General features: G+C 42.0%; 12 protein-coding genes. All 12 read right to left on the bottom strand.

What is annotated here, in order from left to right:
- Nucleotides 1–19: 19 nt before the first annotated feature.
- Nucleotides 20–652 carry a tetratricopeptide repeat protein gene (locus AN214_RS07165; RefSeq protein WP_054979089.1) on the bottom strand — a complete coding sequence of 211 codons (633 nt, stop codon included), beginning with the start codon at nucleotides 650–652 and terminating at the stop codon, nucleotides 20–22.
- Nucleotides 653–881: 229 nt separating this feature from the next.
- A complete protein-coding gene (locus tag AN214_RS07160) occupies nucleotides 882–2198 on the bottom strand; it encodes an adenylosuccinate synthase (RefSeq protein ID WP_054979088.1) in 1317 nt (438 codons plus the stop codon).
- Nucleotides 2199–2398: 200 nt separating this feature from the next.
- Nucleotides 2399–2590, bottom strand: a complete 192-nt coding sequence (locus AN214_RS07155; RefSeq protein ID WP_054979087.1) for a DUF2065 domain-containing protein — start codon at nucleotides 2588–2590, stop codon at nucleotides 2399–2401.
- A gap of 64 nt (nucleotides 2591–2654) precedes the next feature.
- Nucleotides 2655–3530 carry a protease modulator HflC gene (hflC, locus tag AN214_RS07150; protein ID WP_054979086.1) on the bottom strand — a complete coding sequence of 292 codons (876 nt, stop codon included), beginning with the start codon at nucleotides 3528–3530 and terminating at the stop codon, nucleotides 2655–2657.
- Nucleotides 3527–4696: an FtsH protease activity modulator HflK gene (gene hflK / locus AN214_RS07145; protein WP_054979085.1), complete on the bottom strand. Its 1170-nt coding sequence runs from the start codon at nucleotides 4694–4696 to the stop codon at nucleotides 3527–3529. The genes hflC and hflK overlap by 4 nt, the downstream gene beginning before the upstream one ends.
- A gap of 101 nt (nucleotides 4697–4797) precedes the next feature.
- Complete coding sequence (hflX, locus tag AN214_RS07140; RefSeq protein ID WP_054979084.1) at nucleotides 4798–6081, bottom strand: ribosome rescue GTPase HflX; 1284 nt, start codon at nucleotides 6079–6081, stop codon at nucleotides 4798–4800.
- An 18-nt stretch (nucleotides 6082–6099) separates the two neighbouring features.
- Nucleotides 6100–6354: an RNA chaperone Hfq gene (gene hfq, locus AN214_RS07135; RefSeq protein WP_010561063.1), complete on the bottom strand. Its 255-nt coding sequence runs from the start codon at nucleotides 6352–6354 to the stop codon at nucleotides 6100–6102.
- An 80-nt stretch (nucleotides 6355–6434) separates the two neighbouring features.
- Nucleotides 6435–7352 (bottom strand): tRNA (adenosine(37)-N6)-dimethylallyltransferase MiaA, encoded by a 918-nt coding sequence (miaA, locus tag AN214_RS07130; RefSeq protein ID WP_082428514.1) that lies wholly within the window; start codon nucleotides 7350–7352, stop codon nucleotides 6435–6437.
- Between the two features lie 32 nt (nucleotides 7353–7384).
- The gene (gene mutL, locus AN214_RS07125; RefSeq protein ID WP_054979083.1) at nucleotides 7385–9196 is read right to left on the bottom strand and encodes a DNA mismatch repair endonuclease MutL; all 1812 of its coding nucleotides are present in this window, start codon (nucleotides 9194–9196) and stop codon (nucleotides 7385–7387) included.
- Nucleotides 9197–9224: 28 nt separating this feature from the next.
- Nucleotides 9225–10517, bottom strand: a complete 1293-nt coding sequence (locus tag AN214_RS07120) for an N-acetylmuramoyl-L-alanine amidase (protein ID WP_200911120.1) — start codon at nucleotides 10515–10517, stop codon at nucleotides 9225–9227.
- A 46-nt stretch (nucleotides 10518–10563) separates the two neighbouring features.
- Entirely contained in the window at nucleotides 10564–11040 is a 477-nt protein-coding gene (gene tsaE / locus AN214_RS07115) for a tRNA (adenosine(37)-N6)-threonylcarbamoyltransferase complex ATPase subunit type 1 TsaE (protein ID WP_054979081.1), read from the bottom strand.
- Between the two features lie 11 nt (nucleotides 11041–11051).
- Nucleotides 11052–12530: a bifunctional ADP-dependent NAD(P)H-hydrate dehydratase/NAD(P)H-hydrate epimerase gene (locus AN214_RS07110; protein WP_054979080.1), complete on the bottom strand. Its 1479-nt coding sequence runs from the start codon at nucleotides 12528–12530 to the stop codon at nucleotides 11052–11054.
- Nucleotides 12531–12542 lie beyond the last annotated feature (12 nt).

The raw sequence follows: 12542 nt of genomic DNA, 5'->3' as shown, positions 1-12542 counted from the left end.
TCTTTAGGCAAATGGCATTCTATTTTTTGGCACGGGCTAACGCACTCGGTGGCATTTTTTCAGCGAGTAATGCGAGCTTTTTCGCGACTTCTTGATGGCGCTTTTTGTCGTAAATTAAAGCGCCATTGAGCCAGCGGTATGCATCTTCAAAATCGCGAGGGCTACCAAGCCCCGCGTTAAACAAATCAACAAGCCTAATTTGCGCATTTAAATTACCAAGCGATGCGGCCTCGCGTAGATAAATAATGGCTTTATTGATATCGCGCTGCACTAATTGGCCAACATGGTAATAGCGACCAAGTTGCTCTAGCGCCGCCGCTAAGCCCTGATCTGCCGCTTCGCGCATGTAATACACGCCAAGATCAACATCGCGCTCTACACACACTGCATACGCCAACATATCGCCATATAAAAACTGATATGCGGGGACTTTCATTTTACTTGCACGCGCTTCGATATCTTGCACAAGTTGACAATCATCGAGCTTTACTCGTGTTAAATGTTCATTTTTATTTATGAGTTTAATGAGTTCATCTTGGCTGTAGATTTGCACTGCTTGAAGTTCAGGGTTTTCGGCAAGCACATTTGCAGAGCTAAAAAGTAGCCCTGTTACAGCAAAGGTTTGACACAATGTTCGCATAAATAAACGCATAATAATTCTCAGATATTCGAGGCCAATTAAGTCAATTCACTTAACTAGTTAATCATTCAGTGAGCTAACTACTGCACTACACTTATAGTTAGCACAATAAACGTGTTCAACTATTTAACACAACTAGAGCTCATACCAATTTAAAATAATTGATACAAAATATATACCAACCTTTGAATTTTAGGCATAAAAAAAGCTGCAAACTGCAGCTTTTTTCTAGAAACTAAATTTACTCACCAAATGGGTTACGTACAATCATTGTTTCTACACGATCTGGGCCAGTCGAGATGATATCGATTGGTACACCAGTGATTTCTTCTAAACGCTTGATGTAGTTACGTGCAGCTTGTGGTAAGCCCTCGTAAGTTGTTACACCGAACGTATTTTCGCTCCAACCTGGCATCTCTTCGTATACTGGTGTTACTTTCTCGTAACCTTCAGCAGCAAGTGGTGTTACGTTTGTAACTGTACCATCTTCAAGCTGGTAACCAGTACAGATTTTGATTGTTTCTAAACCGTCTAATACATCTAGTTTAGTTAAACAGAAGCCTGTAATAGAGTTAATTTGTACCGCACGACGCATTGCAACAGCATCAAACCAACCTGTACGACGTAAACGACCCGTTGTTGCGCCAAACTCGTGACCTTTGTCACCTAAGTGTTTGCCAACAGGGTCTTGCTTATCTAAACCGTCATAAAGTTCAGTTGGGAAAGGACCTGAACCTACACGTGTTGTGTATGCTTTCACGATACCTAATACGTAATCTAGGTTTAATGGACCAAAACCAGCACCCGTAGCTACACCGCCAGCCGTTGTATTTGAAGACGTAACGTATGGGTATGTACCGTGGTCGATATCAAGTAGTGTGCCTTGTGCACCTTCAAATAAGATGTGCTCACCATTAGTGCGTGCTTGGTCAAGTAACTCAGTAACGTCAACAACCATAGACTTAAGAATGTCAGCAACTGCCATTGCTGCGTCTAATGTTTCTTGGTAATCAACTGGATCAACTTTGTAGTAATTAACTAGTGTAAAGTTATGATACTCAACTACTTCTTTTAGTTTTTCAGCGAATAACTCTGGGTTAAATAAATCGCCAACACGTAAGCCACGACGCGCCACTTTATCTTCGTAAGCTGGACCAATACCACGACCTGTAGTACCGATAGCTTTAGCGCCACGTGCTTCTTCACGAGCCATGTCTAATGCTACGTGATACGGTAGAATTAGTGGACATGCTTCAGAAATTAATAAACGCTCTCTAACCGGAACACCACGCTCTTCAAGCATGCCGATTTCGCGCATAAGTGCATCTGGTGCAAGTACCACACCGTTACCGATTACACATTTAACATTGTCACGTAGAACACCTGATGGGATAAGGTGAAGAACTGTTTTCTCACCGTTAATAACGAGTGTGTGACCTGCGTTGTGACCACCTTGATAACGTACAACTAAAGACGCTTTATCTGTTAGTAGGTCAACAACCTTACCTTTACCTTCGTCACCCCATTGGGTGCCTAATACAACGACGTTTTTACCCATTGTAACTTCACTTAAAGAAAATTAGGCGCAGATTCTATCAAAAAATGGGGGCAAAGATCACCCCGTTTAGCAGCTTTTTTCATCATTTTATCTAAATAACTTCAATTAAATTGGTATATACAAGCTCATTAGGCACTGTTGTTTTTAGATAATTTACTAATAAATTTAATTTTTATTTTATCTCTTGGTTGTTTTTTATTTTATGGTTTTAACCACATAAAAAGCAGCCAACCAATCAAGATTAAAACAACGCCTATCATCCGCAATTGCGGATCAGCTAATTGCACTATTTCGCGTAAATACTCGCGCCATTTCGCTGGAAATAAAGCAGGCCCAAGCCCTTCAAAAATTAACAACAAAGCAAACGCCAATAGCAATACATCAAAGCTCATTATTTTCTCCATAAAAAAGCCCTGCAAGTGCAGGGCTTTTAATATTATATTGCAACTGGGTAATTTACTTACCGGTTTGCTTCATATACTTAAAGAAGTCACTATCAGGGCTCAGCACCATAACGTCTTCTTTGTTTTTAAAGGTTGCTTTATAAGCATCTAGGCTGCGTAAGAAGCTATAGAATTCTGCGTCTTTGTTGTACGCATCAGCATAAATTTTTGCTGCTAACGCATCACCTTCACCGCGTACACTTCGTGCATTACGCTCCGCATCAGCAAGCATAACCGTTACACGACGGTCTACGTCAGCGCGAATTTCCTCAGCCTTCTCCATACCTTCAGAACGGTGTTCTTTCGCTACAGCAGAACGCTCAGCGCGCATACGTTGGAAAATTGAGTTACTTACTTCTGTCGGTAAATTAATTTTCTTAACACGTACATCAAGTACTTCAATACCTAACTCCGCAGCACTTTCAGAAGCTTGCGATAATGCCTCTTCCATTAGGGCGCTACGCTCACCTGACACAATCTCGCGAATTGTGCGCGAACCAAAGTTAGTTCTTAAACCATTGTTTACCTTTTGCTTAAGTAGTGTTTCAGCATATTGCTTATCACCACGTGCGCGCAGGTAAAACTTACTGAAGTCTTTAACACGCCATTTAACATACGAATCAACAATTAAGTCTTTCTTTTCGCTTGTTACAAAACGATCTGGTGAACCGTCCAGTGTTTGAATACGCGAATCTAGCTTACGTACTTGAGAGATAAACGGCATTTTAAATTGCAGACCTGGTTCATACACAACCGGGTTACCTTCGCTATCTTTCTTAACTTTACTAAACTCTAATACAATTGCCTTTTGACCTTCTGGCACCACAAACAGACCAGAAAAACTAAGCATCGCTAGAATAACAACAATAACTAAACCAAAGTTTTTCATTGATTGTATCTCCCAGAGTTATAACGGTCGCTAGAGTAGCGGTCATTCGCTGAATTTAGCTGACTGTTTTTCGTTGTACCTAGTTGCTGTCTTAAATTATCAACGTCATTGCGTTGACGAGCAGGCGTTGCGTTTTCTTTCGATTGCTGAATAATTTTATCGAGCGGTAAATACATCATATTATTACCACCTTCTACATCAACAATTACCTTTGACGTATTACCTAATACTTCTTCCATCGCATCGATATAAAGACGCTGACGCGTTACTTCTTTAGCAGCTTGGTATTCTGGTAATAGGCGTTCAAAACGTGCAATTTCACCCTGCGCTTCAAGCGTTACACGCTCTTTATACGCTTCTGCTTCTTGCGTCATACGTGTTACACGACCACGCGCAGTTGGTTCAATCTCACGTTGATATGCTTCAGCTTCACGAATAAAACGCTCTTCATCTTCTTGTGCTGCAATTGCATCATCAAACGCATCTTTCACTTCTGCCGGTGGACGCGCATCTTTAAAGTTAACGTCTGTCAGTACGATACCTAAGTTGTATGGCGTGATAATTTTCTCAAGTTCCTGCCAAGTGTCTTGACGCACCTGCTCACGGCCTTTCGTTAATACATCATCCATTTTTGCATGACCAACAACATAACGCAGTGCACTATCAAGCGCTTGCTGTAAGCTGTGATCTGCATCCGTTACGCTGAAGCGGTATAAATATGCATCGGTAACGCGGTACTGAACCACAAACTCAACACTTACCACGTTCTCATCTTCAGTAAGCATAAAGCCTGATGCAGAAAGCGAACGCACTGCTTCAATATCTACAGGGATGACACGATCAACAAACGTCATTTTCCAACGAAGACCTGGCATAGCAACTTCATGGAACTGACCGAAGCGTAATACAACACCACGCTCTGCTTCTTTCACCGTGTAAAAACCACTAATAGCCCAAACAGTAATAGCGATAATTAAAACAAATACCAGTGCAGGGCCACTTAAACCGCCGTTGCTTGATCCTTTTTTGCCGCCAAATAAGCCACCAAAGCGGTCGCCGTATTTGCGGAACACTTCATCTAAATCAGGTGGACCCTGATCTCGACCGCCCTTGTTATTCCATGGGTCTTTGTCGTTGCCATTGTTACCCGGCTCGTTCCAGGCCATAGCGTCACTCCAATATTAAAAATTAAAATTAAACTTTGGTAAATTTACCAAAACCTTAGGGGATTTTCTAATTTTTACGGTAAACAAATATTTTTGAAAAGTTAAACCACTAATTCTTGTATTTGCCCACCGAACTCTTTTTTCAAGCGCTGCCAGTCTGACATAGGTAATCTAACATCTAATAGCCAATTACCCAGCTCATCAAAGTTTTCAGCTTGCACCGCATTTAATCGATAAAGCGCACCTTGTAAGCGACCTAATTGCGGCGGAATGCGCATATTTTCATGGAACATTTGTTCCGCTAAGCATTCGCCAATCGCTTCAAGCAATAGCTCACAACCTATCCCAGTTTGCGCTGATAACCAAACGCGAATAGGTCTACCTTCATCATTACGATCAATACGTGGAGACACCTCTTCCACTAAATCGATTTTGTTGTAAACCAATAACTGCGGTACTTCATCAGCATCGATTTCTCTCAGTACATCTTGTACTTGTTCGATATTTTCTTGACGCCTTGCATCTGCGACATCAATCACGTGAAGTTGTAAATCCGCTTCACGGGTCTCAGCTAACGTTGATTTAAACGCAGCGACTAAGTCATGCGGTAAATGCCTAATAAAACCAACAGTATCGGCAAGAATTGTTGGTCCCAAATCTGGCACCTCAATTTTACGAAGTGTTGGGTCAAGCGTCGCAAACAACTGATCCGCCGCATATACATCACTGTCAGTGATGCGATTAAACAAGGTTGATTTACCCGCATTGGTATAGCCAACTAATGATACGGTTGGAATTTCATTTCGGTTTCGTGCGCGGCGTCCTTGTTCACGTTGTTTAGCTACTTTTTCTAAGCGCTTTAAAATATTTTTAATTTTGCCACGAATTAAACGGCGGTCGGTTTCAAGCTGGGTTTCACCCGGACCTCGTAAACCTATCCCCCCTTTTTGCCTCTCAAGGTGCGTCCAACCTCGAATCAATCGGGTAGAAATATGGCGTAATTGCGCAAGTTCTACTTGTAGCTTACCTTCATGAGTACGCGCTCTTTGCGCAAAGATATCAAGAATCAAACTCGTTCTATCAAGCACGCGACATTTACATATCGCCTCTAAGTTACGTTCTTGTGAGGGGGATAATTCGTGATTAAAGATGATTACATCTGCATCATGGATTTTGACAATCTCAGCAATTTCCTCAGCTTTACCGCTTCCGACGAAGTATTTGGCATGCGGTGATTGACGACTGCCTTGCACAATCGTCAATGCATTTACACCAGCTGAAGAAACGAGCATTTCCAATTCTTGCAAATCTTCACGATCGCCTTCATTTGGAAATTCGATATGAACTAAGACTGCCTGTTCACCGGCTTCATAACGGTCAAACAAGCATTAAACTCCTATTAATTAGTAGTTACCGCTCTCGTCTTCTGCACCGCCCTGAGTTGCTTGGAAATTAACAGCTCGCGCAGGTACAACAGTTGAAATAGCGTGTTTGTAAACCATTTGGTTTACAGTGTTTTCTAGTAAAATTACAAATTGGTCAAATGACTGAATTTTGCCTTGTAGCTTGATGCCGTTAACTAAATAAATTGCTACAGGAATACGTTCACGGCGTAACGCGTTCAAAAATGGGTCTTGTAATGATTGGCCTTTTGCCATTGTTATTTTCCTTAGTTCTAGGTGTTCTTATAAAATTCGATAACTCTAACGAATTCAATTATTTTTACTGCACCACTTTACTAGCTTAGCGAACTTAACACGCGTTGCAAGTTTTCTTCATCGCCTGATTCTAGCCAAGTAATATTTTGCCAGCCACGTAACCAAGTCAACTGACGTTTAGCAAGCTGACGCGTAGCAGCTATGCCCTTAAAAACCATTTCATCATAATCATCCTCGCCCGCGAGATAATCCCACATTTGGCGATAACCTACACAGCGAATAGAGGGTAGGTCTGGATGTAAGTCCTTTCTTGTATATAAGGCCAGAACTTCTTTTTCAAACCCCATATCGAGCATTATTTTAAATCTTTTTTCAATACGTTGGTGTAACACAGCGCGATCGCTCGGTGCAATCGCAAACTGTAAAACATCAAAAGGTAAGGGTTCTGACTTAACCTTTTGTAGTTCACTCATTGGTTTACCCGTTAAACGGTATACCTCTAAAGCGCGATTAATACGCTGTGAGTCATTTTCATTAATTTTTGCAGCTGCAACTGGGTCGACGTGTGTCAGTTCTTGATGCAGTAGAGGCCAGCCTTTCATCTGCGCTTCTTGTTCAAGTTCAGCACGAATTGCTTGGTCTGCATTTGGTAATGGTGACAAGCCTTCAAGTAACGCTTTGAAATACATCATGGTGCCCCCCACCAAGAGCGGAATTTTACCTTGGCTATGTAACTGGGCAATATTATCTAGCGCATCACGGCGAAAGTCAGCTGCAGAATAACTATCAGCAGGATCGATTAAATCGATGAGTCGGTGCGGTGCTAATGCCAACTCTTCAGCATTCGGCTTCGCGGAACCAATATCCATGCCTTTGTATACCAACGCAGAGTCGACACTTATTACTTCGGTATTTAAATGCTGACATAGCTGAATCGCTAAATCGGTTTTACCGGAAGCAGTCGGTCCCATTAAGCAAATAATTGGCAATTGTTGCAACGTATTTCCTTGCTAAACTAAAAATTAATCGGTTAGTCAAAAAGACTGTTTTCTATGTCAATTTTAACAGTTTTCGTTTTAAAACTGGCAATTAATTCAGGCTTTTTTACCACTAACTCGACTAATTGCTTAGTAATTGTGTAGCCCAGCGGCTGAACTAAGGCAATATTTTTCAGCCAAGTCAGCCAAAACGTCAGATCGGTTTTTTCATTTTTTACCAATGCATGGTCAAACAAGTTATCTAAGATTTGATTAACATCCACTGAATATAAAACCTCAGGTAATTTTTTCACTAACAAAAACTGAGAGTTGACGGCAATATCAAAACCAAGAATTCCTAACCATGAAAGGTTGTCTTGCACTTTATCAAGCAAGTCTGACGATAAATTGATACGTACAGGTAATAGCAGACTTTTACTTTCAAGTTGCCCTTGTTGTTCAACATGCGTTTGCCAAAGGGTAAGGATTGCTGGCGTAAGATCGATCAACTGCGGTTCACCATTTACACTGCGCAGTGCTTTTCCCTGGCGTAGCGGCAACAATTCAATGCACTCAGCGCTATTAGTTGATTGCGGCATATCATTAAGCGTGTGATGAACCGCTGATTCAATGACCTGATCAGCAACTCCCTGATAAAATGCATTTACCGAATGCTGTTTTGCGCTATCGGGGACTTTATGATGCTGCATTAGCGGCTTTTTGTAACCTGAACCACCACTAGACGCGGAAAAAGAAGCGCTTTGTTCACGCACTTGCGGCGTAGTCACCGCGCTAGATTCATGTCCAGTATCAAATTGATGCATTTGCTGCAGTGCATAATCACTAGTCTCATTGCTTGGCGCGTGATCGAGCGGCTGTTTAAAGCTAATCGCTTGCCTCACTGCTTGTACAATAAAGTCATGAACTAAACGCCCCTGATGAAAGCGTACTTCGTGTTTCGCTGGGTGTACGTTCACATCGACTTGGCGCGGCTCTATTTCAAGGTAAATAACAAAACCCGGAATATCATAGCCTGAAGCATATTCTTCAAATGTTTGACGAATCGCGTGAAAAATTAACTTATCACGCATCATTCGACAATTAACATAAGTGTACTGCGGCTCTGTTTTATCACCAACGGGTAATACCCAACCATACAGGCGTAAGCGCTCATCACCAGAATCGACATACACAGCCTGCTGTTCAAAGACTTTTCCCGCAACTTGGGCAACACGCTTGACGTAATTTTCTTGCTGCATTTGCGCACGATATTGACGTACTGTTTTGCCGTTATGCTTAAGCGTAATTGCCACATCAAAACGCGACAATGCAATGCGCTTCAGCAGTTCATCAATATGGTGAAATTCAGTTTTTTCGGTGCGCAAAAACTTGCGGCGCGCTGGTGTGTTAAAAAATAAATCAACCACTTCAATGGTTGTGCCATTGGGATGCGAGGCAGGCGTAATTTGTACCGCCATATCTCGCCCTTCGGCATAAGCTTGCCACGCTTCGCTTTGTGCCTCAGTTTTAGAGGTCAATGTTAAACGCGACACTGAGCTAATTGATGCCAAGGCTTCACCACGAAAGCCTAAAGATGCGATTTGCTCTAAGTCATCAAGTGATTTTATTTTGCTGGTTGCATGGCGCGACAACGCTAAAGTTAGTTGGTCTTTGTCGATACCAAAGCCATTATCGCGAATACGTATTAGTTTGTGACCACCGCGTTCAATATCAATTTGAATGCGCGTTGCACCCGCATCAAGGCTGTTTTCCACCAGCTCTTTAACCACTGATGCGGGGCGTTCTACTACTTCACCTGCCGCTATTTGGTTGGCAAGACGAGCGGGTAATATTTGTATAGACATAATTACAAGTTCTAAAATCGAGGCACTATTAGCTACGTGGAATAGCTAAGTTTTGCCCGATATATAACGTATTCGACGATAACTTATTAGCTTTTTTCAAAGAGCTAACCGTTACCCCATAACGACTCGCAAGTACACTGAGGGACTCGCCTGAACGTACCTTATGAAAACGCGGTTGATCTTTTTTCAACTTGGCAAAATATGAATCTTCAGGAGGGTTATTTCTAAAATACGCCTTTACCGATTTAAAAATTGCCGTCGCGAGCTTTTCTTGGTGGTCTCTGGTTTTTAGCAAACGCTCTTCTGTTGGATTAGATATAAAGCCTGTTTCAACCAAAATAGAGGGAATATCAGGTGATTTTAATACAGCCAAACTCGCCGCCTGCGGCACTTTTTTATGCATGCGTGTGACTTTTCGCATTTCACTAATTACATCTTCAGCCACTTCAAAGCCGGTTTTCATTGAATGATCCATCGACATATCGAGTAATGCTTGCGCCAAGTAGCGCTCTTGCTGAGTATCTTTTAACACATCTGCCGCACCACCTAATAGCTCAGAGTGTTGCTCACGGTTTTCTATCCATTTACCAATTTCTGAATTAGCACGTCTTAGCGAAAGTACCCAAACAGAGCCACCGCGAGGTTGCGGCGACGTAAATGCATCAGCATGAATGGAAATAAAGAAATCCGCTTTTTTGGTTCGAGCGCGCTGAGTACGTGTATTATATTTTACGTAGTAATCACCAGTACGCGGCATAATTGCCGACATACCTTTTTCAGCATTGATCTTAGCTGCTAATCGCCTTGCTATTTGCAATGTAATTGTTTTTTCATAGGTACCAGATGGACCAATAGAGCCTGGGTCCTCACCACCGTGCCCTGCATCAATTGCAACAACAATGTCTCTATCACTGCTAATATCGCGATTTTTTACAACGGTTTGTGCTTTCGGTTTTTCTTTACTGTACAAATCGAATACAAGTCGGTCGCTATACGGACCTGTTGGTGCGAGTGAAAAGATAACTGGTTTAACCGGTGCTAGCAGTTCAAATACTAAGCGCGTATCAGATTTTCGCTTTGGTGTGCTGTAGCGAATTTTTTTAATTAATTGATGTTTTTTATCAATTTTTGGAAATGTTGCTGCGCGCCCTGGTGTTGATTTTATATCAACCACCAAGCGCAATGGATTTTTCAAAAAGAAGTAGCTGTATTCAGGCTTCTCTTTCATATCGAGTACCACGCGGGTGCTCTCAGGAGACGGCCAAACACGCACACTGTCAATTTTGTTTGCAGCGCATAAGTTAACACTTACAAACATCATGACAATTGTAATTACTCGAAAAAGAGATTTAATATTGTACCAATCGCTAGTCATTCTTCAGCTTATTTATTATTGTTTTGCCACTTTGACTGTTCGCCATTATGGTTATTCTACGCGCATTATCGACATATTCCATTGTAATCTCTAGATCTGCCTGTGCAAGCATTCCAGCGCCTTTTTCTGGCCATTCAATTAAACACACTGAATTATTTTCAAAGTAGTCTCGAATGCCCATAAACTCCAATTCTTCGGGATCTGCAAGGCGATATAAATCGAAGTGATAAACATTTTGTGAAGCTAATTCGTAGGGCTCAACCAAGGTATAGGTTGGACTTTTTACTTTACCGGTATGACCAAAGCCTTGCACAACGCCGCGTGTAAGCGTCGTTTTGCCCGCACCTAAGTCGCCATGTAAAAAGATTACAGCGCCTTCATGTATACATGAAGACAATTTACTGCCCATGGCAACTGTTTCAGTTTCATCGGCCAAAAAGCAATTAAAAACCCCATCTTGCTGATCCATTTACTTCTCCACTAATCAACCAGTTTTCTAATTAAAGGGTACAGGTCTGAGACTAACATGCCACGCTTACCCTGTTGCTCTGCAATTTCCGCTGCGCGGCCGTGAATATTAACAGCCAATTGAACAGCTTCAAAATTCGGCATGCCCTGCGCAATTAAGCCAGCAATTATACCAGATAAACAATCGCCCATCCCAGCACTTGCCATACTGGCCCTGCCCGACGTATTAATTACCGTATGATGACTATTAGCAACTAAGCTGCCCACCCCTTTTAATAGAGCTATTGCGTTATATTGCTTTGCTAATTTAGAGACTGAATCAAAACGATTAAGTTCAATTTCAGAGCTTGGGATACCCAGTAATCTTGAAGCCTCTCCGCTGTGAGGGGTAATAATCATGTGCGCTAGGTTAATTGGCTTTTGAGCTAACAAGTTAAGCCCATCCGCATCAATAATAATTGGTTTATTGACCTTCTCGATTGCCTGCCATACGGTCTTGCTCCAATTTGACAAGCCAAGGCCTGGGCCAATCACACACACATCGGCTTTTTCAATTAGTGGTTCCAACTCTGTTGCGTGATCGACGGCGTGTACCATAAGTTCATAACGCCCTTGCACCACAATGGCACGATTTTCTGGATGCGTCGCTACACTGACAAGCCCAGCTCCGGCACGTAGACAGGACTCAGCCGCAATGCGAATAGCCCCCGGCATAGGTTTATCGCCACCAATTAATAAAACATGACCAAGTTGTTGTTTATAACTATTGATGTGACGAACCGGCAGTGATGCTTTTAACGCATCATAATTTACTAACTTAGAGAGTGGTTTGACATATTCTATAAAAGCATCGGCTAATCCGAGTCCTGCAAAATATAAATTGCCTACATGCTGCTTAGCATTACCGCTTAATAATCCTTGCTTAAGAGAAATAAAGCTCACGGTATAATTAGCATTGATACAGGCCTTTGCCACTTCGCCTGTTGTCGCATTCAGACCTGAAGGTAAATCTACCGCAATAATAGGTTTATGCTGTTGGTTAATGTGATTGATAACATCTGAATATTCACTACTTAACTCACCGCAAAAACCGATGCCCAACAGTGCATCAATATAAACGTCGGCACTGGTATCTAAGCTATCAACTACTTTGCCGCCTTGCTTTATGTAATCTAAGTAAGCGCGCTTAGCATCACCAGCTAACTGATTTACATCCTTAACGCTGAATACCGTAACATCAAGCTCATGCTGCAAGGCATAATTAGCCACCCAGTAACCATCACCTCCATTGTTACCGCCACCAGCAATCACTTGAACTTTATCGCAATTACCATATTTCAACATCAGTAACTGAAAAACCGATGCGGCAGCTTGTTGCATCAGCGCATACATCTCAACGTTGTGCTGCGATGCAACTATCGCTTCATTGTCTTTTACTTGTTGGGCGCTATATGCAAACTGTGGTAAATTAGTGGTTAATTCTGGCGTCATTTATTTCACCTA

The organism is Pseudoalteromonas sp. P1-9 (genome assembly GCF_001399975.1).
GTDB lineage: Bacteria > Pseudomonadota > Gammaproteobacteria > Enterobacterales > Alteromonadaceae > Pseudoalteromonas.
This window is presented reverse-complemented; position numbering and strand designations above follow the sequence as displayed.

What these genes read in the sequence shown, in the direction of transcription:
- AN214_RS07165 (WP_054979089.1), bottom strand. Translation starts at nt 652, where the DNA reads ATGCGTTTATTTATGCGAACATTGTGTCAAACCTTTGCTGTAACAGGG.
- AN214_RS07160 (WP_054979088.1), bottom strand. Translation starts at nt 2,198, where the DNA reads ATGGGTAAAAACGTCGTTGTATTAGGCACCCAATGGGGTGACGAAGGT.
- AN214_RS07155 (WP_054979087.1), bottom strand. Translation starts at nt 2,590, where the DNA reads ATGAGCTTTGATGTATTGCTATTGGCGTTTGCTTTGTTGTTAATTTTT.
- hflC (WP_054979086.1), bottom strand. Translation starts at nt 3,530, where the DNA reads ATGAAAAACTTTGGTTTAGTTATTGTTGTTATTCTAGCGATGCTTAGT.
- hflK (WP_054979085.1), bottom strand. Translation starts at nt 4,696, where the DNA reads ATGGCCTGGAACGAGCCGGGTAACAATGGCAACGACAAAGACCCATGG.
- hfq (WP_010561063.1), bottom strand. Translation starts at nt 6,354, where the DNA reads ATGGCAAAAGGCCAATCATTACAAGACCCATTTTTGAACGCGTTACGC.
- mutL (WP_054979083.1), bottom strand. Translation starts at nt 9,196, where the DNA reads ATGTCTATACAAATATTACCCGCTCGTCTTGCCAACCAAATAGCGGCA.
- AN214_RS07120 (WP_200911120.1), bottom strand. Translation starts at nt 10,517, where the DNA reads ATGATGTTTGTAAGTGTTAACTTATGCGCTGCAAACAAAATTGACAGT.
- tsaE (WP_054979081.1), bottom strand. Translation starts at nt 11,040, where the DNA reads ATGGATCAGCAAGATGGGGTTTTTAATTGCTTTTTGGCCGATGAAACT.
- AN214_RS07110 (WP_054979080.1), bottom strand. Translation starts at nt 12,530, where the DNA reads ATGACGCCAGAATTAACCACTAATTTACCACAGTTTGCATATAGCGCC.